The sequence below is a fragment of the Dactylosporangium sp. NPDC048998 genome, from assembly GCF_043197855.1.
In the GTDB taxonomy this organism is placed as follows: domain Bacteria; phylum Actinomycetota; class Actinomycetes; order Mycobacteriales; family Micromonosporaceae; genus Dactylosporangium.
In genome coordinates, this window is the sequence record NZ_JBICTV010000022.1 from 38,904 (window position 1) to 61,535 (window position 22,632).

The 22,632-nt window shown below is 71.7% G+C and carries 26 protein-coding genes and 4 tRNA genes; 14 read left to right on the plus strand and 16 right to left on the minus strand.

The window, feature by feature from the left end:
• The first annotated feature begins 333 nt into the window (after positions 1-333).
• Together ACGFI8_RS34180 and ACGFI8_RS34185 are read left to right on the plus strand one after the other, a co-directional pair.
• A complete protein-coding gene (locus tag ACGFI8_RS34180) occupies positions 334-1,323 on the plus strand; it encodes a LacI family DNA-binding transcriptional regulator (RefSeq protein ID WP_392810972.1) in 990 nt (329 codons plus the stop codon).
• Between the two features lie 23 nt (positions 1,324-1,346).
• On the plus strand, positions 1,347-1,997 hold the full coding sequence (locus ACGFI8_RS34185) for a pentapeptide repeat-containing protein (protein ID WP_392810973.1): 651 nt from the start codon (positions 1,347-1,349) through the stop codon (positions 1,995-1,997).
• Between the two features lie 2 nt (positions 1,998-1,999).
• Here the strand turns inward: ACGFI8_RS34185 and ACGFI8_RS34190 are convergent, their stop codons facing one another.
• Entirely contained in the window at positions 2,000-3,115 is a 1,116-nt protein-coding gene (locus tag ACGFI8_RS34190) for a geranylgeranyl reductase family protein (RefSeq protein WP_392810975.1), read from the minus strand.
• A gap of 85 nt (positions 3,116-3,200) precedes the next feature.
• Between ACGFI8_RS34190 and ACGFI8_RS34195 the strand changes: the two genes are divergently transcribed.
• Together ACGFI8_RS34195 and ACGFI8_RS34200 are read left to right on the plus strand one after the other, a co-directional pair.
• Entirely contained in the window at positions 3,201-3,689 is a 489-nt protein-coding gene (locus ACGFI8_RS34195; RefSeq protein WP_392810976.1) for a beta-class carbonic anhydrase, read from the plus strand.
• Between the two features lie 152 nt (positions 3,690-3,841).
• Positions 3,842-4,426 carry a hypothetical protein gene (locus tag ACGFI8_RS34200; protein ID WP_392810977.1) on the plus strand — a complete coding sequence of 195 codons (585 nt, stop codon included), beginning with the start codon at positions 3,842-3,844 and terminating at the stop codon, positions 4,424-4,426.
• Between the two features lie 39 nt (positions 4,427-4,465).
• Here the strand turns inward: ACGFI8_RS34200 and ACGFI8_RS34205 are convergent, their stop codons facing one another.
• The gene (locus ACGFI8_RS34205; RefSeq protein ID WP_392810978.1) at positions 4,466-5,290 is read right to left on the minus strand and encodes an isocitrate lyase/phosphoenolpyruvate mutase family protein; all 825 of its coding nucleotides are present in this window, start codon (positions 5,288-5,290) and stop codon (positions 4,466-4,468) included.
• A gap of 65 nt (positions 5,291-5,355) precedes the next feature.
• Here ACGFI8_RS34205 and ACGFI8_RS34210 point away from each other — a divergent pair, with 65 nt between their 5' ends.
• Positions 5,356-6,279 carry a helix-turn-helix domain-containing protein gene (locus tag ACGFI8_RS34210; RefSeq protein WP_392810979.1) on the plus strand — a complete coding sequence of 308 codons (924 nt, stop codon included), beginning with the start codon at positions 5,356-5,358 and terminating at the stop codon, positions 6,277-6,279.
• A 158-nt stretch (positions 6,280-6,437) separates the two neighbouring features.
• Here ACGFI8_RS34210 and ACGFI8_RS34215 read toward each other — a convergent pair whose 3' ends face one another.
• Positions 6,438-6,878, minus strand: coding sequence for a hypothetical protein (locus tag ACGFI8_RS34215; protein WP_392810980.1), 441 nt, complete (start codon positions 6,876-6,878; stop codon positions 6,438-6,440).
• A gap of 235 nt (positions 6,879-7,113) precedes the next feature.
• Between ACGFI8_RS34215 and ACGFI8_RS34220 the strand changes: the two genes are divergently transcribed.
• Positions 7,114-7,479, plus strand: coding sequence for a DUF6980 family protein (locus tag ACGFI8_RS34220; protein WP_392811075.1), 366 nt, complete (start codon positions 7,114-7,116; stop codon positions 7,477-7,479).
• Here the strand turns inward: ACGFI8_RS34220 and ACGFI8_RS34225 are convergent.
• Positions 7,476-7,886 carry a nitroreductase family deazaflavin-dependent oxidoreductase gene (locus ACGFI8_RS34225; protein WP_392810981.1) on the minus strand — a complete coding sequence of 137 codons (411 nt, stop codon included), beginning with the start codon at positions 7,884-7,886 and terminating at the stop codon, positions 7,476-7,478. The two genes, ACGFI8_RS34220 and ACGFI8_RS34225, sit on opposite strands and share 4 nt — an antisense overlap.
• Before the next feature lie 10 nt (positions 7,887-7,896).
• Positions 7,897-9,600 carry a RecQ family ATP-dependent DNA helicase gene (locus tag ACGFI8_RS34230; RefSeq protein ID WP_392810982.1) on the minus strand — a complete coding sequence of 568 codons (1,704 nt, stop codon included), beginning with the start codon at positions 9,598-9,600 and terminating at the stop codon, positions 7,897-7,899.
• 193 nt (positions 9,601-9,793) lie between these two features.
• Here ACGFI8_RS34230 and ACGFI8_RS34235 point away from each other — a divergent pair, with 193 nt between their 5' ends.
• On the plus strand, positions 9,794-10,273 hold the full coding sequence (locus ACGFI8_RS34235) for a GntR family transcriptional regulator (RefSeq protein ID WP_392810983.1): 480 nt from the start codon (positions 9,794-9,796) through the stop codon (positions 10,271-10,273).
• Positions 10,248-10,988, plus strand: coding sequence for a peroxide stress protein YaaA (yaaA, locus tag ACGFI8_RS34240; RefSeq protein ID WP_392810984.1), 741 nt, complete (start codon positions 10,248-10,250; stop codon positions 10,986-10,988). Before ACGFI8_RS34235 ends, yaaA begins: the two co-directional genes overlap by 26 nt.
• A 29-nt stretch (positions 10,989-11,017) precedes the next feature.
• Here yaaA and ACGFI8_RS34245 read toward each other — a convergent pair.
• Positions 11,018-11,090: transfer RNA gene (locus tag ACGFI8_RS34245), tRNA-Gly, on the minus strand.
• Positions 11,091-11,163: 73 nt separating this feature from the next.
• Between ACGFI8_RS34245 and ACGFI8_RS34250 the strand changes: the two genes are divergently transcribed.
• The 4 genes from ACGFI8_RS34250 (at position 11,164) to ACGFI8_RS34265 (ending at position 12,589) form a co-directional block, all read left to right on the plus strand.
• Positions 11,164-12,219, plus strand: coding sequence for a CapA family protein (locus ACGFI8_RS34250; RefSeq protein ID WP_392810985.1), 1,056 nt, complete (start codon positions 11,164-11,166; stop codon positions 12,217-12,219).
• Between the two features lie 106 nt (positions 12,220-12,325).
• Positions 12,326-12,398 (plus strand) — tRNA-Gly (locus ACGFI8_RS34255).
• A 14-nt stretch (positions 12,399-12,412) separates the two neighbouring features.
• Positions 12,413-12,483: transfer RNA gene (locus tag ACGFI8_RS34260), tRNA-Cys, on the plus strand.
• 34 nt (positions 12,484-12,517) lie between these two features.
• A tRNA-Val gene (locus ACGFI8_RS34265) sits at positions 12,518-12,589 on the plus strand.
• 69 nt (positions 12,590-12,658) lie between these two features.
• On the opposite strand, the gene ACGFI8_RS34270 is transcribed toward ACGFI8_RS34265, so the two are convergent.
• The 10 genes from ACGFI8_RS34270 to ACGFI8_RS34315 form a co-directional block, all read right to left on the minus strand.
• A complete protein-coding gene (locus tag ACGFI8_RS34270) occupies positions 12,659-13,795 on the minus strand; it encodes a tyrosine-type recombinase/integrase (RefSeq protein WP_392810986.1) in 1,137 nt (378 codons plus the stop codon).
• A complete protein-coding gene (locus ACGFI8_RS34275) occupies positions 13,792-13,941 on the minus strand; it encodes an excisionase family DNA-binding protein (RefSeq protein WP_392811076.1) in 150 nt (49 codons plus the stop codon). Before ACGFI8_RS34275 ends, ACGFI8_RS34270 begins: the two co-directional genes overlap by 4 nt.
• A gap of 83 nt (positions 13,942-14,024) precedes the next feature.
• On the minus strand, positions 14,025-15,287 hold the full coding sequence (locus ACGFI8_RS34280; RefSeq protein ID WP_392810987.1) for a DUF3631 domain-containing protein: 1,263 nt from the start codon (positions 15,285-15,287) through the stop codon (positions 14,025-14,027).
• Positions 15,284-16,159 carry a bifunctional DNA primase/polymerase gene (locus ACGFI8_RS34285; RefSeq protein WP_392810988.1) on the minus strand — a complete coding sequence of 292 codons (876 nt, stop codon included), beginning with the start codon at positions 16,157-16,159 and terminating at the stop codon, positions 15,284-15,286. The genes ACGFI8_RS34280 and ACGFI8_RS34285 overlap by 4 nt, the downstream gene beginning before the upstream one ends.
• Positions 16,143-16,454, minus strand: a complete 312-nt coding sequence (locus ACGFI8_RS34290) for a DUF4326 domain-containing protein (protein ID WP_392810989.1) — start codon at positions 16,452-16,454, stop codon at positions 16,143-16,145. Before ACGFI8_RS34290 ends, ACGFI8_RS34285 begins: the two co-directional genes overlap by 17 nt.
• Positions 16,454-16,762 carry a hypothetical protein gene (locus ACGFI8_RS34295; RefSeq protein ID WP_392810990.1) on the minus strand — a complete coding sequence of 103 codons (309 nt, stop codon included), beginning with the start codon at positions 16,760-16,762 and terminating at the stop codon, positions 16,454-16,456. Before ACGFI8_RS34295 ends, ACGFI8_RS34290 begins: the two co-directional genes overlap by 1 nt.
• Positions 16,759-17,055, minus strand: a complete 297-nt coding sequence (locus tag ACGFI8_RS34300; RefSeq protein ID WP_392810991.1) for a hypothetical protein — start codon at positions 17,053-17,055, stop codon at positions 16,759-16,761. The genes ACGFI8_RS34295 and ACGFI8_RS34300 overlap by 4 nt, the downstream gene beginning before the upstream one ends.
• A 136-nt stretch (positions 17,056-17,191) precedes the next feature.
• The gene (locus ACGFI8_RS34305) at positions 17,192-19,354 is read right to left on the minus strand and encodes a cell division protein FtsK (RefSeq protein ID WP_392810992.1); all 2,163 of its coding nucleotides are present in this window, start codon (positions 19,352-19,354) and stop codon (positions 17,192-17,194) included.
• Positions 19,355-19,441: 87 nt separating this feature from the next.
• Positions 19,442-20,260 (minus strand): ABC transporter permease, encoded by an 819-nt coding sequence (locus ACGFI8_RS34310; protein ID WP_392810993.1) that lies wholly within the window; start codon positions 20,258-20,260, stop codon positions 19,442-19,444.
• On the minus strand, positions 20,257-20,643 hold the full coding sequence (locus ACGFI8_RS34315; RefSeq protein ID WP_392810994.1) for a hypothetical protein: 387 nt from the start codon (positions 20,641-20,643) through the stop codon (positions 20,257-20,259). Before ACGFI8_RS34315 ends, ACGFI8_RS34310 begins: the two co-directional genes overlap by 4 nt.
• A 99-nt stretch (positions 20,644-20,742) precedes the next feature.
• Between ACGFI8_RS34315 and ACGFI8_RS34320 the strand changes: the two genes are divergently transcribed.
• Both ACGFI8_RS34320 and ACGFI8_RS34325 read left to right on the plus strand, forming a co-directional pair.
• A complete protein-coding gene (locus tag ACGFI8_RS34320; RefSeq protein WP_392810995.1) occupies positions 20,743-21,000 on the plus strand; it encodes a hypothetical protein in 258 nt (85 codons plus the stop codon).
• Positions 21,001-21,143: 143 nt separating this feature from the next.
• On the plus strand, positions 21,144-22,631 hold the full coding sequence (locus ACGFI8_RS34325) for an XRE family transcriptional regulator (RefSeq protein WP_392810996.1): 1,488 nt from the start codon (positions 21,144-21,146) through the stop codon (positions 22,629-22,631).
• Position 22,632: the final 1 nt, after the last annotated feature.

The following is a 22,632-nucleotide window of genomic DNA, read 5'->3' on the forward strand; positions in this document are numbered from 1 at the left end:
AGCATTTAGTGCGACCGTAATCGGCTGGTAGCGCCAGTCCGTGAGCAAGTCTCCGTGATCACGCGTTCGGCGGCCGCGTACACAGGGTCTTCCGTGATCGCGGAGTGTCCTCGTACCGCCTGGTACGCGTTCACTCCGCGATCATGGAGAACCCTGACGGTGGTGGGTTGCTGGTTCGGACCATTCATCGGGCGGCGCGGGGCCGTGGCGGCAGGCGGGAGCGGTGGGTAGAGGCGGGTCGATCGGCGGGGCGGCGGGTATTGAGATTGCGGCGGTATCGTGCGCGCTGTGGTCGATGCCGCGCAGCACAGGTCTGCCGTACGGCGTAGTGGCATGCGGGACGTGGCGCGCGCGGCGGGGGTGTCGGTCAGCACCGTCGCCAATGTGCTCAACAATCCTGCGGTGGTCGCCGAGGGTACGCGGCGGCGGGTCGAGGATGCGATGGCCAGCGTCGGGTTTGTGCGCAGCGGGCCCGCGCGGCAGTTGCGCGGGATGCCCAGCAGGCTCGTCGGCTCCGTCACGCTCGATCAAGCCAACCCGTTTTACGCCGAGCTCAATCGTGGCATCGAGGATCGTCTCGACGAGGCCGGGTGTCTGGTGCTCGCGTGCAGCACCGACGTGCAGCCCGACAAGGAGCTGCGGATCCTGCGGCTGCTGGAGGAGCAGTCGCCCCGGGGGATCATCGTCACGCCGACCGGGGAGAACCTGGCCGAGGTCGGGGCCATCAGCTCGCGGGGTACGCCGGTGGTGCTGCTCGACGCCCCGCGCGGGGCGCTCGACCTCTGTGCCGTCGCGGTCGACCACGTCGCCGGAGGGCGGCTCGCGGGGGAGCATCTGATCGCGCTGGGGCATCGGCGGATCGCGTTTCTGTCCGCGAGCTGGGATGCCGGGCCGGTGCGCGACCGGAAGGACGGGCTGTGCCGCGCACTCGCCGAGGCGGGGCTCGAACCGCCGGTCGAGGTGCGCATTGCGCAGGAGGGGTTCTTCGGCGGTACCGATGCGGCGGTTTCGGATCTTTTGCACTGCACCGATCCGCCGAGTGCGGTGGTGTGCCTGAACGACATCGCGGCCGTCGCCGTCGTGCGGGCGCTTCGGGAGCGCGGGCTGGGCGTGCCCGACGACATGTCGGTGGTCGGGTACGACGACCTGCCGTTCGCGGCGCACGTGCAGCCGCCGCTGACCACCGTGCGCCGGCCGATCCGCGAGATGGGGCGGGTCGCGGCGGAGCTGCTGCTGTCCGAGGGGGCGGCCGGCCACCGGCATCGCGAGCTGGTCTTCGCGCCGGAGCTGATGGTGCGCGCCACGACCGCACCGCCGCGGTGACCGGCGGACCGTAGGGTAGGGGTATGCCCGTCGCGCAGTCGTTGGAAGAGCTCGCGTACGCCGCCTATCTGCAGCGGCACGACGAAGGGGCGCTCGAGCACGACGGGAACTACACCGAGGTACACCTCGACGGGGTCGAGCTGGACGGCGGCGAGGCGACCAGCGTCAAGTTCATCGAGTCGGCGTTCACCGGGGTGGTGCTGGCCGACGTGGGGCTCGAGCGGGCGCGGTTCAGCGAGGTCTGGCTCAGCCGCAACCGGTGGGTGGGGGTGCGGCTCGTCGAGGCCGAGTGGCTCGATGTGTCCATGTTGGACAGTTCGCTCGCCGGGGTGCAGGCATACGGCTCGCGGCTGCGGCGGGTCGTCTTCCAGCGCTGCAAGATCGACACGCTCAATCTGCGTGGGGCGACGCTCGTCGACGTGGTGTTCGAGGACTGCGAGCTCAACGAGCTCGACTGCGCGGGCGCGTCGCTGTCCAACGTCACGTTTCCGGGGACCGCGATCCGCAACGCGCGGCTGTCGCAGGTCAAGTGCAAGAAGGTGGACCTGCGCGGGGCCCGGGAGCTGGACGTCGCCGAAGGGGCGGAGTCGCTGCGCGGGGCGATCGTCGACGGGCGGCAGCTGATCGAGCTCGCGCCTGCGCTCGCATCGGCGCTCGGCATCGTCGTCAAGTAGGTTCAGCCGAGCAGGCGCAGCGCGATCCGCACCGGGAACCGCTCCACCGTGCGGTCGAAGGACGTCTCGCCCAGGCAGAAGCGCTCGAACATCCGCCAGCCCGGCGGGGTGCGCAGCATGGCGTGGAACAGGCCCGGGTGGCGGGCGAAGGTGGCCAGCAGGCGGTGGCCGGCGCGCATCGGCGGGGCCAGGGTCGCCTCGACCTCGCGCTCGTACCGCGGCAGGTCGCCGTCCGCGGCCGCGGCGCCGGCCAGGGCACCCGAGCGGACCGCGAAGCTGATGCCCTCGCGGGTCCACGGCTCGAGCAGGCCGGCGGCGTCGCCGGCCACGATGACGCCGCCCTTGCGCAGCGGGGACGAGTCGGTACGGCACCTGGTCAGGTGGCCGGAGTCGTGCACCGGCTCGATCCCGGACAGGCCCAGGCGGTCGACGAACGCGCGCAGGTACGCCTTCGTCCGCTCGCCCTCCCCCCGGGCCGCGATGACGCCGACGGTGAGCAGGTCGCCCTTGGGGAAGACCCACCCGTACGAACCGGGCAGCGGCCCCCAGTCGATGAGCAGGCGGCCGCGCCAGTGCTCCTGCCGCGGGCCGTCGATCGGCAGCTCGACCTCCAGGCCCAGGTCGACCTGGCCGTACTCGACGCCTACGTGGCGGGCGGTGATCCCCGACGAGCCGTCCGCGCCGATCGCCACCCCGGCGGTCACCTCCTCGCCGCCGGCGAGCCGGATGCGCACGCCGTCCGCGGTCTGCTCCAGGGCGCGAGCGGCGGTGGCCTGGCGTACCGTGGCGCCGGCCTTCTCGGCGGCCAGGCGCAGGGTGTCGTCGAAGCCCGGGCGGCGCACCATCGTCAGCAGCGGGGCGCGGCGCGCGGTGCGGGCGAAGGCGGCGCGCCCGTCGAGGGTGAACTCGGCGCGCTCGATGTGGTCGTCGGCGGGGATCGTGATCCGGTCGGCGACCGCGCCCACCGTGAAGCCGATCAAACCGCCGCCGCAGGTTTTGTACCGCGGGTGCACGGCCTTCTCCAGGACGAGCGTGCGCGCACCGCGGCGCGCGGACTCGTACGCGGCCGAAAGACCGGCCGGGCCGCCACCGATGATCGCCACATCCCAATCGGTCACGCAGAGACATTAACGGGTGGGTGAGATTGGACTCGTGTGACCAACACATCAGCCGTTCGGATGAAGGATCTGATTCACTTCGGTTATGTCCGCGATCGACCACCTGATCCACGCGAACGAGCGGTACACCGAGACCTTTCCCGGGCCGCGCCCGCTGCGTCCGAAGCTGCGCCTCGCCGTCGTCGCGTGCATGGACTCGCGGCTGGACCTGTTCGGCGCGCTGGGCCTGGAGATCGGCGACGCGCACCTGATCCGTAACGCGGGCGGCCTGCCGACCGAGGAGGTGCTGCGCTCCCTCGCGATCAGCCAGCGCAAGCTCGGCACCCGCGAGGTGGTGCTCATCCACCACACCGAGTGCGGCATGGAGGGCTTCGACGACCCGGAGTTCCGCGCCGAGCTGACGGCGGAGTCCGGCATCGCGCCCAGCTGGGACGTGCCCGGCTTCGTCGACCTGCACGACACCATGCGCGGCTCGATCCGCACCGTGCGCGAGTGCACGTGGCTGCCGCACCGGGAGGACGTGCGCGGCTTCATCTTCGACGTGGCGACGGCGAAGATCGAAGAGGTGGTCTGACCGCTGTCACCGGCCGTGAACGCCGGGCGTGCGGTGCGTGGAGAAGACCCCCGAGGCGCGCTGAGTCCCTTCCGCAATTTGCATACGACGGGGGTGGCGCCGAGGGATGCGGGGCATCCTGCGGGGGTCGTTGATACGGCACGATCGAACGCATGCGATACGGGGGGCGACTCAACCGGATCGAGTTCACCGCGCTGATCGACCAGCAGGCGAACCGCATCCGCGCCAGTGCGACGGCGCTGCCGCTGTACGGGCCGGCCGGGTGGGGCGGGCCCTGTCGCATCGGTGTGTGGGGCTGGGAGGACGAGCGGCTCATGCACGCCGGGCTGCTGTTCGGCGACACCGCCGGCGGCCCCTGGATCGAGGTGATCACGACCGCGGGCCCGCCGATGCCGCTGCTGATCGACCTGCGGATGGCCGCCGCGGGGGAGACCCCCGGCGACCGGCGCGCCGCCGAGCGGGCCCTGCGCGCCGCGTCGACGCCGGCGCCGCAGCGCGTCGGGATCGCCGTCGACGGCGTGCCCCACCCGTTCTCCCGCTGGCCCGACGAGCCGCTCGGCGAGGCGGAGGGGCGCGGCTGGCTGGCGATCCTCGACGAGGTGCCCGGACTGCTGCTGCGGGCGTCCGGGCTGACCCCGGCCGAGCTCACCCTGGCCCGCGTCGGCGATATCGAGCCCCACCTGACCGGCACGCGCGCGCACCTGCTCGCCGGCTACGACGAGTACGGCACCGGTTAGCGGCGCCAGGGCCTGGGCGAAGTTCACCCGCTGCGGGGCTCAACCCGTCGCGGTGGGGCCCGACATCAGGGTGTTCAGCTCGCCGAAGTCGTAGGAGTCGGTGAGGGCGCCGTACGTGCCGGTCGAGTACGCCTCCCGCGCCGCCCGGCGGGCCAGGGCGTAGGCGGCCTCCGCGACCGACGAGCCCAGACTCACCCGCGCCACGCCCAGCGCCGCGAACTCGGCGACCGGCGGCGAGCCCGGCCCGGCGAGGACGTTCAGCGGCGCCGGGATCGCCTTGGCCAGGGCCGCGATCGCCTCGGGGTCCGCGACGCCGGGGACGAAGATGCCGGTCGCGCCGGCCGCGAGGTACGCCTCCGCCCGCGCGATCGTCTCCTCGGGCGCACCGCGGAAGTACGTGTCCACGCGCGCGTTGATGTACAGCTCGACGCCGGCGTCGTCGGCCGCGCCCCGGGCCGCGGCGATGCGCGCCTGCTGATCCTCGACCGCGCGCAGGCCCGCCGTCTCGCCGCGCTCGGTGTCCTCGAGGTTGATGCCGACGGCGCCGGCCTCCAGCACGCCGCGGATCGTGACCGCGACGTCGGCCGGGGTGGCGCCGAAGCCGGACTCGATGTCCGCGGTGACGGGCAGGTCGGCCGGCACCGCGTGCACGATGCGGGCCAGGTGCTCCAGTGCGGCCGCCCGGGACAGCGCGTCGCCGTCCGGAGCGCCGAGCGTCCACGCGACCCCGGCGGAGGTCGTCGCGATGGCCGGCGCGCCCGCGGCCGCGATGACGCGGGCCGAGGCGGCGTCCCAGGCGTTGACGAGCACGAGGGGCTGGGTGTCGGAGTGCAGGGCCCGGAAGCGGGCGGCGCGGGTCGTCATGGCGGCAATTCTTTCGCCGCCGTGCGGGTGCTCCCCAACGATTTAGTCAGGACTAAATTGTACCGGTGGTGTCGATCGACCTCTCCGCCAGCGCGATGGCGAAGATCCGGTTCGCCGTGTCGCCGCTGTGGGAGGCGATCGCGAGCATCCGGGTGCTGCGCGACCCGGGCGCCCACGCGATCCACCTGCCGTGGGCGGGCCGCATGCGCGGGCTGCGCTTCCCGGAGCTGTTCGCGCTGGTGCCGCCGGCCCCGGGGTACATCCCGGATTTCCTGACCCCGACCCCGCGCGGACCGTTCGCGGATCTGGACGAGGAGCTGGAGATGCTGGCGGCGACGCCGCCGGCCGCGGCGGCCGGGCAGGCGGCGCTGCTCGGCGCCCCGCCGCCCGACCCGGCCGCCCTGGCGGCGCAGATCCGCGCGTACTTCGCCGCCGCCATCGAGCCCGACTGGCCGCGCATCCGCGCCCTGCTCGAGGCCGAGGTGTTCGCCCGCGCCCGCCGCCTGGCCGCGGACGGCGTCGGCGGCCTGCTCAACGACCTGCACGCGCAGGTGACCTTCGCCGACGGCACCCTTTCGGTCCTGCAGCGCTGGTGCGCCGCCCCCGACGTGCCCGACGGCGGCGACCTCGTCCTCGTCCCGTCGGTCTTCGTGTGGCCGTCGGTGCTCACCGTCTTCGGCGTGGCGGCGCAGCTGGCCTATCCGCCCCGCGGCGTCGGCGCCCTGTGGGAGTCCCCGCCGGCACCGCCGGGCGCGCTCGGCGCCCTCGTCGGGCGCGCCCGGGCCCGGCTGCTGACCGAGCTCGCCGCCCCGGCGTCGACGACGGTGCTCGCCGAGCGGACCGGGCTCACCGCCGGGGGCGTGTCCCAGCACCTGGCGGTACTGCGGGCGGCCGGCCTGGTGCGCACCCACCGCTGCGGCCGCTCGGTCCTGAACGTGCGCACGGCGGCGGCCGAGGCCCTGCTGACCGCCAACGGCGCGGCTTCGTGAATGCTGGATGTGCGCTGGCCCGCCAGATTTATCCGACTTATACGGTATAAGCACGGTTACTACGAAATATCGGATAAATTCTGCTGCGAAGCGACGGGGCCGGGCGGCGCACTGTGCGCGCCGCCCGGCCCCGGTCCGAGCACGTGGTGCGAAACGGCTCAGCTGCTGGCCGGGCCGAGCTCGCCGGCGCCGCCGGCGCCCTCGATGCCGGTGTGGAACTCGGTGCCCTTCGCGAACGCGGCGTCGAACTTCTGCTCCAGCGCGTCGAGCTCCGAGAACTCCGCCTGGTGCGAGCTCTCGCTGCCCTCGGCCGCGAACACGTGGTCGTCGACCTCGGCGCTGTGGCTGTAGTTGGTGTAGTCGTCCGACTCGTAGTGCACGGCGGCCGGCGCGTCGTACTCGACGTGGTGACCCTGTGAGAAGGCCGTCGACTCCGCCGAGTGGTGGTCCTGCTCGTAGACGCCGAACTGCGACTGGGCGTCGGCCTCGCTGCCGTGGGCCTGGTGCAGCTGGTCGAGCTCGCCGCTCTCGTGGCCCGCCTCGTAGTGGCCGTAGTCGGTGCCGGTGTCGCCGGTGTCGCCGGTCTCGAAGTCGCTCATGCTGAGGGTCCTCTCGGGGTCTTGCAGGATGATGGTCTATGCGGTGTCCGGCCTGACACTGATCACGGTATTCGGGGTTTCTCGTCCGGAAATCCCGGAAACGTGCCACCGGCCTGACGCGTTGTGCGAGCTGATGGCGGGAGCGTATCGCCGGGCGGGCGACCCGAACTATCCCCGAGATGACACCTGAACAGCCATTTTTCGTCGCGGAAGTCCGGCGGTGCATACTCCTGCGGTGCTACGACACTGCTGCGACGGCATGCGCGCGCAACTGGAACTGTCCGGAGTCGCCTACGAGGATCCCTGGGACGACCCGGACGTGGTGGTCGTCTACATGTCGAGGTTCGACGAGTACGGGCTGCCGATCCGCGACGGCGGCACGTCGATGGTCGTCATCGGCTTCTGCCCGTGGTGCGGGGGGCGGCTGCCGCAGTCGCGCCGGGACGCCTGGTTCGACGAGATGGACCGGCTCGGCCTCGACCCGTGGGAGGACGAGATTCCCGAGGAGTACCACTCCGACTCCTGGTGGCGCGGGGAGGGCGCCGCGGAGGGCTCGGCGCGCGAACACGTCGAGCCCGAGCGCGTGATCAGCCCCGCCTAACGGACCAGCTCGACGACCGGGATCTGCCGCTCGATGCCGCCCTGGTGGTCGGCGAAGAAGGGGTACTGCTCGACGATCCGGGCAAACAGCGCGTCGCGGTCGGCTCCGGTCGCCGGGCGGGCGGTGGCCGCGTACTCCTCCCCGTCGGCCTCCACGGTGACCGCGGGGTCGGCGGCGAGGTTGCGGTACCAGTCGGGATGCTTCGCCGCGCCGGCGGCGGAGGCGATGACGAGCAGCCGGTCGTCGAGCCGGACGTACATCATCGGCGTCGTGTAGGGCCTGCCGCTGCGCCGCCCGGTCGTGGTGAGCAGCAGCAGCGGCCGGCCCTCCAACCGCCGGCCGCTGCCGCGGAACTCGGCGATGAGCTTGCGGTTGGCTTCCTGCAGGTCGCTCGGCACGCGGGTCATGAGCCGGACTCTACGCCGGCTCCAGCAGCTTCGACTTCCGCACGATCGGCACGGACAGCGTCTTGTACCCAACTTCGGCGAACAGCACCACCACGCGGTCCTGCTCGTACGCCATGACGGTGCCGGTGCCCCACGCGGTGTGCCGCACCTCGCTGGAGACCGGGAACGGCCGGTCGTCGTCGACCTTCACCTCGACGGCGGCGACGCGCTCGACGGGCTTGGCGAAGAGCCGCCGGTACCACGGCTGCCGCGGCACCACCGGGTCGACGACCACGGTGCCGTTCGCGCAGTTGTCGCAGTGCCCGCAGGCGCGCTCGGCCTGCTCGCCGAAGTAGGCCAGCAGCGCGTTGCCGCGGCAGCCGGCGCTCTCGGCGTACTGCCGCATCATGTCGATCCGGGACCGGCGCAGCGTCTGGTGCCGCTCGAACTGCGCCAGCGCCAGGCGCGCGGCCTCGGCGGGCACCGGCGCATACCGCGCGGCGGTCAGCTTGTTGCCGGCGCCGACCTCGACCGCGCCGACCTGCTCCAGCAGGCTCAGCAGGGACGTGATCCGCCGGGCCGGCAGCCCGCTGCGGGTGGCCAGGGCGGTGCGCGTGGCCGGGCCCTCGCGCAGCGCGGCGGCGAGCTGGGTCAGCTCCTTCGCGTCGGGCGCGCCCGCAGCGAAGAACCGCTGCAGGGCCACGTCCTCGGGGCGGAAGAACAGGATCGTGCGGGCCGGCGCACCGTCCCGCCCGGCGCGACCGATCTCCTGCAGGTAGCTGTCCGGGGAGTCGGGCAGGGCGACGTGGTGCACCCAGCGGATGTTGGGCTTGTCCACGCCCATGCCGAACGCGCTGGTGGCGACCATGACCGGGATCTTGTCGGCCATGAAGTCGGTGTAGCGCCGGTTGCGCTCGCCCCCGGCCAGCCCGGCGTGGAACGCGACCGCCTCGATGCCGCGCTCGGCGAGGCGCTCCGCGTACTGCTCGGCGATCGCACGCGTCGGGGCGTACACGATCCCGGGTTTCGGCTCTTTCTCGATCTGTGCGACCAGGCGCTGCCAGCGCTGCTCGTCGCTGGTGCAGTGCACCGCGGCCAGCTCCAGGTTGGCCCGGTCCAGCCCGGCGACGAGCGTGAACGGGTCGCGCAGCCCGAGCGCGGCGGTGATGTCGGCGCGCACCGGCGGCGAGGCGGTGGCGGTCAACGCGACGACCGGCGGCCGGCCCAGCTCGCGGATGAGGTGCCCGAGCTGCAGATAATCGGGCCGGAAGTCGTACCCCCAGGCCGATACGCAGTGCGCCTCGTCCACGGCGACCAGCCGGGGCCGCAGCGCCCGGACCTCGGCGAGCCGCTCCGGGTTGCCCAGCTGCTCCGGGGTGATGAACAGGAACCGGGCGGTGCCCTCGGCGAGCGCCTGCAGCGCGGCCCGCTGCTGGTTGGGCGTCTCGGCGGAGCTGACCCGCACCGCCTGGCCCGCGCGGCGCCGGTTGAGCCCGGCGATCTGGTCCTGCTGGAGGGCCAGCAGTGGTGAGATGACGATGGTGGGCCCGGGCAGCAGCGTGGCCGGAACCTGATAGATGGCGGACTTGCCGCCCCCGGTGGGTAACACCACGAGGGCGTCGCGCTTCTTGAGCAGGGCGCGCATCGGCGGTAGCTGTCCGGGGCGGAGCTCTTCCCAGCCGAACTCTCGGCGGGCGGTGCGGCGCAGGCGGGGCGCGAGAGGCACAAGATTCATCGGGGGCGACTGTACCGGTGTTCGAACGCCACAGCGCGTTGAGCGACACGCCGAGCCTTGAGGACTCTCACCGTCTCGCAACCAAGAAGCACCCGAAAGTGACGGCGTCGGCACCCTTAGTAGTCGAACGTTCTTCGTGTCAGCAGGTAAATGGGTATTAGGGCCATACGGCCAGTAGGCTATATTTGCCGCCATGCTGAGAAGACTGGCCTTGGTGGAGCCGTGCAAGGCGCAGTATCTGCAGGTTGCGGATGTGCTGCGGGAACAGATCGCGCTCGGGGAGTACGTCGAGGGGCAGGTGCTGCCGTCCGAGGCGGCGCTGGTCGATTTGCACGCCGTCAGCCTCATGACGATTCGGCGGGCGCTGGCGATTCTGCGGGAGGAGGGGCTGGTCACCACGCAGCGCGGGCGGCCGGCGCGGGTGCGGCGGCGGCCCGATCGGCGGCGGTTCGCGCTCGAGGCCGGCAGCCGGCTCATCAGCCGGATGCCCACGTCCGACGAGCGGGCGGGGCTGGGAATCGAGCGCGGCGTCCCCGTGCTCGAGATCCGGCGGGCCGACGGCACGGTCGAGACGCTCGACGCGGAGACCGTCGAGGTGGTCGTGCAGCCGCTACGGCCACAGGTCGTGCGCGGGGTAGCGTCTGGCCGTGCTCATCCTGCTGCCGCCCTCTGAGGGGAAGGCCGACGCCCCGCGTCGGGGGAACCCGCTCGACCTCGACCGGCTCACGCTCCCGGTGCTGCGGGAGGCCAGGCAGGCCGTGCTCGACGACCTCGTGAAGCTCAGCGCCGACCCGGCGGGGGCGATCGAGACGCTCGGGCTCGGCGCCGGGCAGGCCGGCGAGGTCGAGCGGAACGCCCGGCTGGAGACGGCCGCCGCAGTGCCGGCCGGGAAGGTCTACACCGGCGTGCTGTACGACGCGCTCGACCTCGGCACGCTTGACGCCGCGGCCAAGCGGCGCGCCGCGCGGCAACTGCTCGTGTTCTCCGGGCTCTGGGGCGTGGTGGGGATCGGCGACCGCATCCCGCCGTACCGGTGCTCGATCGGCGTCCGGCTGCCCTCGGCCGGGCCGCTCGCGGCGCACTGGCGGCGGGCGCTCGCCGCGCCGCTCGACGAGCTCGCCGGTGATGAGCTCGTGCTGGACCTGCGCTCGTCGGCCTACGCGGCCATGTGGGCGCCGCGCAACGCGGTCACCGTCCGGGTGCTGCACGGCAGGAAGGTCGTCAGCCACTTCAACAAGGCCACCAAGGGCCGCATGGTGCGCGCGCTGCTCGACTCCGGCGCCCGGCCGCACACCGCGGCGCGGCTCACCGATACGCTGCGCGAACTCGGCCACCGTGTCGAGGAACTCCGGCCGGGCCAGCTCGACATCCACGTGGAGCAGCTCTAGCTCGGCTGCGGGAAAGAAGCTAAAAAGAGAGCGGACGACGGGATTCGAACCCGCGACCCTCACCTTGGCAAGGTGATGCGCTACCAGCTGCGCTACGTCCGCACTGAGGCAATATCTTAGCGCATTCGGCCACGGGGCTCCCCGGCGGGGGCCGTCGCCCGTTAGCGTGACGCCCGTGAAGGTGCGTGTGCTCGCGATCGCCCTGCTGCTCGCGGGGTGCGGCGCGACGCCCGCGACCCCGGCGACGCCCGCGTCGAACCCCGCCGCCCCGTCCGGCCCGCCCTCCGCCGCGGCCGCCGCTGCGCAGCCGGCCGAGCTGCGGCTGGCCTTCGCCGGCGACGTGCACTTCATGGAGCGCACCGCGACGCTGCTGAAGGACCCGGCGACCGCATTCGGCCCGATCGCGTCCACCCTGTCCGACGCAGACCTCACCGTCGTGAACCTTGAGACCGCGATCACGTCGCGGGGCACGCCGGAGCCGAAGACGTACCACTTCCGCACCGAGCCGAAGGCGATCGACGCCCTGAAGGCGGCCGGGATCGACGCCGTGACGATCGCGAACAACCACACCCTCGACTACGGCCGCGTCGGCCTGCTCGACACGCTCGACGCGCTGCACGCCGCCGACTACCCGTACGTCGGCGCCGGGCGCACCGCCGACGAGGCCTACGCGCCCTGGTACACCACCGTCAAGGGCGTCAGGATCGCGCTGCTCGGCTTCAGCCAGGTCCACGAGCTCGCCTCCACCTGGGCCCCCGGCCCCGACAAGCCGGGCATCGCCATGGCCTTCGACACCAAACGCGCGACCGCCGCCGTCACCGCCGCCCGCTCCCAGGCCGACCTCGTGATCGTCTTCAACCACTGGGGCGAGGAGGGCAACGGCTGCGCCAACGCCGAGCAGAAGACCTTCGCCGCCCAGCTGTCCCGCGCCGGCGCCGACATCATCGTCGGCGCGCATGCGCACACCCTGCAGGGCTCCGGCTGGCTGGGCGGCACGTTCGTGGCGTACGGGATGGGAAACTTCCTGTGGTACGGCACGTCCAGGAGCACCGAGACGGGCGTGCTGCGCCTCACGGTCCGCTCCAGGTCCGTGGTGAAGACCGAGTTCCTGCCGGCCGTCGTCTCCGGCACCGGCCAGCCCGTGCCGCTCACCGGCCCCGCCGCCACAAAGCTCACCCAGCGGTACTCCGGGTTGCGCGCCTGCGCCGCCCTGGCCGCCTCCCCAACGTAAAACCCCAGGTCATCCCCACTCGACGCGCCGAACCTGGATACCGGTTTGGCATGGGGGATGACGGTCGGCTAAAGTTTCCATCCGTCGCCAGGTACGAGTTGGCGGTGCGGACGTAGCGCAGCTGGTAGCGCATCACCTTGCCAAGGTGAGGGTCGCGGGTTCGAATCCCGTCGTCCGCTCGGGTTGTCACCACGGTGGGGTGGCCGAGAGGCGAGGCAACGGCCTGCAAAGCCGTGTACACGGGTTCAAATCCCGTTCCCACCTCGAAGTTGCCATACCATAAGTGAGGCACCTCAGAGGGCGATTGGCGCAGTGGGAGCGCGCTTCCTTGACACGGAAGAGGTCACTGGTTCAAACCCAGTATCGCCCACACAGGTCAGAGGCCATGTCGACATGATCGACATGGCCTCTTGTCATTCCTGAGTGCCCAACTGAGTGCCTACGCCTCCGAGATACCCCCGAAGATCTGATCCATCGCCACCGCCCCGCTCAACAGCACCGGGCGGAGCTCGTGCCGGTAGACCGCCTCCGTCACCCGCGTGCCGGCGTGGCCCATGAGGTCGGCGATCTCCTCGATCCGCATTCCCCCGCTGGACAACAGCGACACGAAGCTGTGCCGTAGCTCGCGCGGTGTCCAGTTGTGTTCCGTCAGCCCGGCCTTCCGCGCCACCGACCGGAAGCCGCGCCGCACGTTCGCCGCGTCCAGCTCGGCGCCGCTCGAGGTCGCGAACACCAGGCCCGTCTCCTCTCCGTGGTGTTTAGCGCGGTGCGCTCGGAGAGCCGCCACACACCGGCCCGGCAGCGCGAGTGTCCGGCGCGACTTCTTGGTCTTCGTGTCCCCACCGGCCCGAACCGACCGCCACACCTGCATCGAGGGCGGGATGGGCGGGTCGACGTCGGCCAGGCCGTCGAGGTCGACGTGCGACCACATGAGCGCCCGCAGTTCCTCGGTCCGGGCACCGGTGAGCAGCGAGACCACGATGTACGCCTCGAGTGGCGCCCCACGGGCCGCGTCGAGCAGGGCGGTCGCCTCGGCGTGGTTCAGCGACTTCGACGGCCGTCCAGGCTGGCCGGTGGGGATGCCGCAGAGCGCGACCACGTTGCGCTTGACCTTGTCGCGGGCCATCGCTCTGGTGACGGCCCTGTTGAGGTAGTTGTGCAGGTTCTGCAGCGTCGCGGTACTGAGCGTCTTGGCCTTCGCTGCGAGCCACTTGTCGACGTCGGTCGCGCTGAGCGCCCGGAGCTTCCGTGCGCCGAGGTCCGGGATGACATGGGTGTTGCACAGCCCGGTGCACTTGGCCACCGTCTTCGCTGAGCGACCGGTGAGCCCGTAGGCGAGCCAATCGCGGACAGCGTCCGCCACGGTGAAGTTGGCCGGCGCGATCGCCAACCCGTCCTCGTGGTCGCGCAGGACCTCCTTGAGCTTGTTGCGCGCCTCGGTCTTGGTCTTTCCGCTCCCCCGGCGCATGATGCGCTTGCCCGCGGGCGTGTAGCCCACCACGGCGGCGGCGATGAACCGCTGCCGCTTCTCGTCCCAGTAGATGCTTCCCTCACCGCGTCCCCGTCGCGCTGTCATCGGACCGCCTCCCGCTCGAGCAGCGCGACGTACTCGCCGATGGCGCTATCGGGCACGAGTCGCGTGCGGCCGCATTTCACGGTGCGGAGGCGACCGGCGCGGATCTGCTCGTAGATCACGGTCCGGCTGATGCTGAGCAACTCCATCGCCTCGGGGATCTTCCAAAGCGCCTTACGCACGGTGACGGATGGACGGGGCGCCGACGGCGCAGGAACATCGGCCGTAATCGTCACGCGCCACCTCCCGCGCGCACTTCCCGCGGGGTATCCGTACCATCCGTACCAAGCTCGTTTTTGCTGCTCAAACCTGGTACGGATTGGTTGGGTGGTACGGATTGATCCGTACCAGGGATGCAATCCGTACCAGCACTGACCTGGGAAAAGGAGCTTGGTACGTTTGGTACGGATGGGACGGCGGAAGCGGGGCAGTAGCGCTGCCAAGCGTCGGCGAACGCCTCGCGCTGGTAGCCCTTCGCCTGCCCGACGGGGAAACGCAGCGTAGTTGAACTGATGCCGAACTCCCGGAGCATGTCGCCGAGACGCTTGCCGGTCAGTCCTGCCGGGCCGAAGCTCTGCCACGGCCCTTCGGGGTCGTCGTTGAGCGCGGCGAGTAGGTCGGCTGTGGTCGCGGCCGGCGGGTCGCCGAGCGTTGTGAACGCGGTCCGGATGTCGGCCAGCAACCGAATGCGGTTGGACACCGGCCCGGTCTCGTCCGCCTCGGCGGTGAGGACGCTCGCGGCGGCCCGGCCGCGCGTCGGCCAGTTGCCGCCCGCGAGGTCAGCGACAGCGATCAGCGGCTCCCAGGTGTCGGCGGCGCGGTCCTCGAGCGGCATCGCCGGTTCCGCGCGCTCGAGGGTGTCGAGATGCCCCCGAAGCCATGCGAAGAGGTCGGCAGCCAGCTGTCGCAGTGCCGGGCCGTCGCGGCGGTGCCGGTACGGGGCAACCGTCTCGCCGGCCATCCGGCGCCGCATGCGGACCACCACGGCGCGGTCTTCGATGGTGTCGGGCATGGCGCCGATCCCGGCGAGAGCCGCCATGGCGAACGTGGGGATCTTCTCCAGCCGGTGCGTGTTGTTGTCCCACCGGATCGCGGGCCGGTTGCGCTGGTGGCCGGCGTTGAGCAGGCCGCGCAGATCCTCGTTCGCTTCGGCGTTCTTGCCGCCGAAGATGGTGTCCGCCTCATCCACCAGCAGCGTCGGCGGTTCGTCGGTGCCGATGGCGCGGTAGACGGCGGCCGGTGAGGCGTTCACGGTGATGAGCGGGTTGCAGCTGGTGCCCTCCACGACATCGAGGAGACGGGACTTGCCGCAGCGCTTCTCCGGGGCACGTATGACCAAACGGGGAGCGTGCGCCCACGCGGCCTGGGCGTGTGTCGCGGCGATCCACAGGGTCACGGCGTCGACCGCCTCGGCCGAGGGAAGCACGACGTAGCGGGTGATGGTGGCGCGTAGCGCGTCGAGGATCTCAGCGCCGTTAACCGGTCCGGTATTCACGCGGCAACTCCCTCGTCTCGGAAGCCGCCAGCGATGGCGGCGCGGGTCTCGCGGTCGGTCTGTCCGGCGCCCATCCCGGCGTCGTACAAGGCGTTCATGGCGTCGCGGAGGCTGATGGTGTTGGCGGCGACCATCCGGGCAACGCCTCGAGCGCAGCCGTACAGGGTGGCGCGGCGGCGGCCCTTCGGCGCGTGGCGGACGGTGTCGAGCAGGGACTTGAGCAACGCGTCGGGTGACGAGATGCCCCCGCCCCACGTCGTGCTCGTCGCCCTGGCCGTGCCCGTCGACGGCTCCGTGGCCGGCGCGGGTCGGCAGGCGGCGACGAGACCCGGGGGCATCTCAACCACCGGCCGCCCGCTAACCCACCGGTACGGGCGGCCGGTGCGTGGGTGGATCGACGGCGGCGCAACGACATACCCGCCGTCCCCGCGCACGTCGATGCCCTCGCCGAGGCGGCCCTGGCTGTTCAGGACGGCCGTTCCCGGGTGGCGGTAGTACAGGTGCCACCCGCCGCTTCCCGTGACGACACAAGAGGTTTGCGGCATGAGTGCGGGGTCGAGGGCGCCGCCGTGGCCGGGGTCGATGTCGACGACAACCAGGCCGGCAACCGCGCCGGTGCGGATCGCCAGGAGGCCGGTCGGCTGCGCGGCGACCATCGCGGTGATGCGCTGCGGGTCGAGGGTGGCGGCGTAGAGGCCGTGGCAGAACAGGCAGGGGCAGGCGTCGCGGTCGTGGTCCGGCGCGGCGTCGCGGCAGGCGTCGCAGTTGGCCATGGGCCGCTTGGTCCGGCCGAGCAGGAACACCGGCCAGCCGCGCCCGATGTAGTCGATCGCGTTGCGCAGCAACGCTTGGGAGTCAGGCCGAAGGTCCATTCGTGGTTCCTCCCTCGGATCGGTTGAGTGCGGAGAGCAGGACGTCGGCGTGGCAGGGCTGATCGAGCGGGCACCAGCAGGCCAGGTCACGGCCGGTGAGCTGGCGGCGGGCCGCCGCCAGCAGGTCGGGACGCGCGGTGAGCCAGGTGGTGTACAGGGCCACGGCCGCCGCCCTGCCGGCCGGAGTTGGGATCGCGGGGAATGGGTTGCCCCACCGGGTCGGCCGCCCGACGTAGATGGCCCCGGCGGGCATGCGCCAACCAGGGGTGCGGCGCCGCTGGATCCGCTGTGGCATCAGGCAGCCCTCCGAGCGCTGGCGCGGGTGGCGCGGCCGATGATGGCGGCCAGGTCGCGGGCAAGGCCGAGCAGCTGCACCCGCGCGCACGGCTCGTCGTCGGCCAGGGCGATGGTGAGCCGAACTTCGGCGTGCTCCCGGCCGTCCGCGCCGCGTACGCGGGTGAGGGTCGCCCGGCCGTAGCCGGGCAGCGCGATGACGAGCGGGTCGGCGCGGTGTTCGCCGAGGTTGCAGCGGTGGCCCTGGGCGCACCAGTCCGGGTGGCGCTGGGCAGCGCGTGCGGCGCGGCGGGTGGCGAGCGTGGTCATCGGGTGCCTCCCTTGCGGTGGCTGGTGTCGTTGGCGTGCAGGGTGCGGAGGTAGTTGAGGGCGCGGCGGCCGGGGCGTAGTTGGCGGCCGGTGCCGTCGCAGCGGCGGCAGATGCCGAACGCCTTGCCGCCGAACAGGGCGCGGCGTTTGCCGGTGCCGTGGCAGCGGCGGCAGGCGACGAACGGCCAGAGCCAGCACGCCATTGCGTAACCGAGCGTCATGACGATGAGGGCGAGGAAGAGGAGTGCGGCGGCGGCCGGTTGGTGGGTAGCGGTAGCGGCGAGCGGGGTCACGTGGGTGCCTCCAGGGCCGGTTTTTGGGTGCAGAGGGCTGCTGGCGCTACCTGCTACCGGTGTGGGTAGCGGCTGGCCAGGTTGGTAGCGGGGTGGGTAGCGGCAGCGCTACCGGTAGCAGGGCCGCCGCTACCGTTCAGGCGCTCTTGCGGCGCTCGATCGCGGTGTCGATGTCGGCGAGCCGGGCGCCCCGGAGGACCTCACCGCGGACCTTGACGTTCACGCTCGGTACACGGTCGCGGAGTTGTGCCGAGATGGCGTCGGCGGTGATGTCGGCGTAGTGCTCGGGCAGTTGCTCGGCGAGCCGGGCGGCGATGACCGGCCAGTGCAGGCCCTTTTCCCCGGGCAGGAAGACGGCGCGGACGTCGGCGAGGGTGTCGCGCATGTCGCGGGTGATGGTCTCGCCGATCGCGGCGCCGGACAGCGTGCCGGCCGTTTCGCGGTGCTTGCGGGCGGCGGTGAGGATGCGCTCGGCGTCGGCGTGGTCGGCGAGGTACGTGCGCACGGTCGGGGTGTCGTCGGTCGAGCCGTAGAGGTAGCCGACGCCGCGGTACTGCGGGCCGTTGGGCAGCGCCGACGCGTCGTAGCCCTCGGAGTACGCCTCACCGCCGAGGATCGCCTCAGACACCAGGCGGTTGCCGCACTTGAGGGCGAACCGCACGGCGTGGTTGTCGCGGTAGCGGTTGAACAGCCGCCCCACGTCGCCGGCGCCGACGCCGGAGGGCTTCTGGCTGCTGGACAGCAGGATCACGCCCGCCGAGGGACCAACGGCCATGATGAAGCTGAGGAGCGCGGCGATTTCCTTGTTCTGCTCTTGGCTGTCCAGCTCGTAGTAGACCTGGAACTCCTCCATCACGAGCAGCCACACCCGCAGCTGCGGGTACTTCCGCGACAGTTCCCGGGTGATCTTCCCCTCCGGGCACTCCGCAGTGGACAGCGAGGCGAGGAAGTCGTTGACCTCCTGGATGTGGGCCTTGACCTCGCGCAGCACTTCGAGGAGGTGCTCGACCGGGTCGTTGTCGCGGCTGTTCGGTACGGTGCCGAACACCATCCGGTGCGCGACCAGCCGGAACTTGTCCCAGTCCGGCGACATCTTGCCGTCCACGACGATGATGCGCACGTACGGGTCAAGCGCCGCGTAGAGGGCGAGGAGGCGGGCGGCGAACGTCTTGCCTTTGCGGGGCTGCGCGCCGACCAGGACGCTGATCCACATCAGCAGCAGGGACACCTTCCGGCCGCGCTCGTCCAGGCCGAGGGGCGCCTCAGTCCAGATGTCGCGGGGCTTGCCGTCCAGCAGCGGCGTGCGGCCGGCCGGGATGGCGAGGGGGTCGCGGTCGGCGACGAACAGCAGGTGCCGCCGATGGCTGGACGGGTCGCGGGTAAGGAAGACCTGGTTCACGGACACGTCGAGGCCGGAGGCGATGCCGCCCTTGGCCTTGAGCACGTCCTCCCACGTCTTGCCGTAGGGCAGGTCAATGACCACCTGCGAGCCGGTGCCGGTGGTGTCGCGGGACATCGTGGAGCCAAAGGTGATCTGCTGGTTGGGCTTGTCCGGGTGGCCGAGGCCAGCGGCGTAGTAGGCGCGCAGGATGATGTCGGGGTTGACCCGGCGGTAGCGGCCTTCCACCACGGCCGGGCGCAGGATGGGCCGGTCCTGCGGCCGTCCGATGCGGGCCAGCCCGCACACCGCCCCGGCGGCGGCCAAGCCAACGACCCACCAGGGCGCCATCGCGTAGGCGATCGGGCCTCCGATGCCGAGGGCCAGGGCCTCGGCGGCGAGGACGATGCCGCGCCACGCGCGCGTGGCCTTGACCTCGCGGTGCAGCTTGTACCAGGTAGCCGGGTCGTTGGCGTCGGCCGCGGCCTGCCGCAGCCCGTACTGCTCCGACAGCCACCACCAGCGCAGTTGCCGCCCGACGAGCTTGAACACGCCCACGGCGGCCCAGAATCCAGCCTGCACCGTGTACCAGGGCGCCCGCACGGCGTGGTAGCCGGCGCGGTGCAAGACGTCCTCAGCGATGTCGCGCACGGCCGCCTTGAAGTTCTGCCAGCCCAGCAGCCGCCCGGGGATGATCGGGCGGCGGCCCTTGGGGTCGGCCGGCGGCGCGTCGACCAGCACGCCGCCGGGCTCGGGCTCGTCATCGAGCGGGACGTCGAAGTGCCCCGCAGCGGCCGGGCCGCCCCTGCGGGCGCGGGCCGCGCCGAGGTCGACCACGTCGGCGACGTCGGCCACTTCGGCTTCGTAGGTCGACCAGTCGAACCCGTTCGGGTCCTCGCGGTCGGAGTGGTTGTTCGTCATGCTGGAGGTCTCCTGACTCCTTGTGGAGAGATGGGGACCGGTGCGCGGCCAGGTTTCCTAGGCCATGGGGCCGCGCACCGGGCGGCGCTACTCGTGGTTGGCGTGGATCAGGTGCGCGAGGGCGGCGCCCATGCCGAGCACGGCGACGGGCAGGCAGGCAACCGCCGTGGTGATCCACCAGGGGGCATGCGTAACTCCGGCGGCGGTGAGCAGGTGATAGGCCACCTGACCGGCGCCGCCGAAGACCAGGGAGCCGATCGCCGAGGCGCGGGCGAACCGGCGTGCGGCGACCGGCGCGGTGCCGGTCAGCCACACGAACAGGGCGTACGCGGCGTACGTCTCGACGCCGATCGGCAGCGTGATCGCGGTGTTCAGGCTGAACGAGTCCACGATGCCGGGAAGCGGGTGCACGACGCCGAACCCGGTCAGCTCGCCGAGGCCGACCCACCCGGACCAGATCGCCACGAAGGCGGGCAGGGCCAGCAGCATCACCGGCCAGGAACGCGGTCGGCGTACCGTCCGGGCGACCGGCGCGGCCTCGGCCGCCGGGGTGTCGATGGTGGCATCGGCGCCCGGGTGTCCGTCACCCGTGGCCAGCGGCGCCGCCTCGGGCGCCAGATCGGCCAGCGCGGGCGCCTCGGCCGCCTCGGGTTCGAGGTTCACGGTGATCGGCTCCGGGTCCGGCGCGACGTCGGGCAGGACCGGCAGCGCGATCGGGGCGGCGGTGAACTCCGCGGCCTGCAATGCCTCGCGCAGCGCGGTCGCCTTCGGCGCGCCCACCTTCAGCTCCTTCATGAGCCGGTTGCGCGACGGGACCTCGCCGAGCTGCACGGCCATCTCTCGAGCGCGGGGCAGTAGGGCGGACAGGTCGAACGGGTACGCGCTCGGCGCGGTCGTGGTGCTCATGCGGCGGCTCCGATCAGCTCGGCGGGGATGACGGCGATGACGGCGTGGTACGAGACGTGCAGGCGCTTGGCGATCGCGGTGGGCGTCATCGCCCGGCCGCGCAGCCGCTCGACGGCGGCGGCGAACTCCACCCGGGTCAGCTCGACCCGCTCGCCCCGGCAGGCGAGGTCCACGGCGATCTCGTCCACGTAGTCCGGGTCAGGCGTCAGCTCACGCGGCAGGCCGCACTCCACAGCGAACCGCTCGTCGTCGCGGATCGCCCGTTCCCAACAGGCGCCGCAGGCCACGGTGCGGGAGAGCGGTGAGCGGTGCCCGTCGCAGTGCCGCGCGGCGACGTCGGCCAGGACGTGGCCGGGGCCGAAGTGGGGCGTTTCGGGGGACAACTTCCTCAACCTCCAGTGGAAGAGTTGCGCTTCTCTGTTGCGCAACACGGTAGCGATACGCGGGTCTGTTGCGCAAGCCTGTTGCGGTACGGTGTGTGAGTGAGCGATGAACCTGCGGTCGATGCCCGAGACGAACTAGCCGGCGCGACCAAGCGCTACCGGCGCACGGAAACCGCCCATGAGCAGGCCCGCCAGGAGGCCATCGCGGCCGTGGTCGCGGCGCTGAAGGCGGGCGTCCCGCCGACCGAGGTCGAGCGGCTGTCGCCGTTCACCGGGGCGTACATCCGCAAGGTCGCCCGGGACCACGGCATCCCGCCAGCGCCGCCCGGACCGAAGCGGTCCGGCGGCTCGTCGTGAGCCATCTCCGTCATGCCTCAAGCACACCAGCCACGCGGCACACATAGAACGGCGGCTATACGGCTGACGCTCGTCAGCCTGTAGGCATCCAGTAGGCATCCGGCAACACATCGGGCAGATTGACGACCCTGGGGAGGTACCAAGTGCCCTCGAGCGCGGCCGACGCCACGCCGAACGTTGTGCTCTACAACCTGCGGGAGAATGCCGGCGAGACTCAGCAGGACGTCGCCGAGGCGCTCAACGCGTTGGGCGCGAAGTACGGCCGCCCGCTCGCCATCACGGCCAACCAGGTCAGCCGCTGGGAGCGGGGCATCACAGGCGCCACGCCCTTCTACCGCAAGTTGCTCGCCGAGCACTTCGGCGTGTCCGTCGCCGAACTCGGCCTCACGCGCCCGCGCGTCACGAGCTCGCCGCGCGCCGAGACCGCCGACGTGTTCGCGATCCGCAGCGACACGAATGAGCCTGAGATGCCCCGCCGCGTCGTGGAGAGCCAGCAGCAGTGGCGCACGACGCGCCGCGCCCTCAACGCTCACCGGGTCGCCCTCGCACGGGAGGCCGTCCGGCTCTACGACGCCGAACTACGCATAGGCACCACCGGCCTCATCGCGCCGCCGAGCTGGTTGCCGAGCGCGCCACTCGAGCTGGCTGCGTTCGGCGTCGCCCTCGACAGCGCGGCCAGCGAACCGGACGTCACCGGCACCGAAGACGCCAGCGCCCACACGCGGCCGTTGGCCAGCGAAGAGCGGCGCTATGCGCGGTACAGCCAGGCAATCCGCGACGTCGACCACCCACGGCTGTTCGAGAACCGGCTTGCCTGGCGGCTCACCGGCGTCGACTGGGACCAGGCCGATGCGGCGCTGACCTTCAGCACCTCTACGTACTTCGGCATGGTCGACACCGCCGAGGCCTTCGCGCACGAGATGGCCGCGCAGCACCTCACCGGCACGGCCGGGGGCATCTCGCCCGCCTCATGGCGCGGGTTGACGTTCCGCCGCCACTTGGGTGACCCATTCGACCTCCACCGCCGCGCCCTGGTCTCGTCCACCGATACCCTCACCATCCGGCTCGACGCGGACGGCGCCACGTTCGTGCTGCACAACCGCAGCGCGGGCAACGTCGCCGTGGCCGGCGGGATGCTGCACATCATGCCGGCGGGCGTCTTCCAGCCCTCGAGCATCTTGCCCGCCGCTCAGGCCGCCGACTTCGACCTGTGGCGCAACATCATGCGCGAGTACAGCGAAGAGTTCCTCGGCAACGCCGAACACGGCGGCGACGGCAACCCCGCCGACTACGCTGCCGAACCGCTCGCGTCCTTCGAGGCGGCCCGCACCACCGGCCGCATCCGCGTGTACTGCCTCGGCGTCGCCCTCGACGCACTGACTCTCTACGGCGAGCTGCTCACCGTGGCCGTCTTCGAGGGCGAGACCTACGACCGACTGTTCGTCGACATGGTCGACAGCAACGACGAAGGCGTCGTAGTCAAGACGGGCAAGGTTCAGCCGACGTCGGCCCTGCCGTTCACCCGGCACGTGCTGGATGAGCTGGCCCACGGTGGGCGCCTCGCGCCCGCTGCGGCAGGATGTCTTGAACTGGCCTGGCAGCACCGCCACACGATCCTCGGGAGGAACTGAC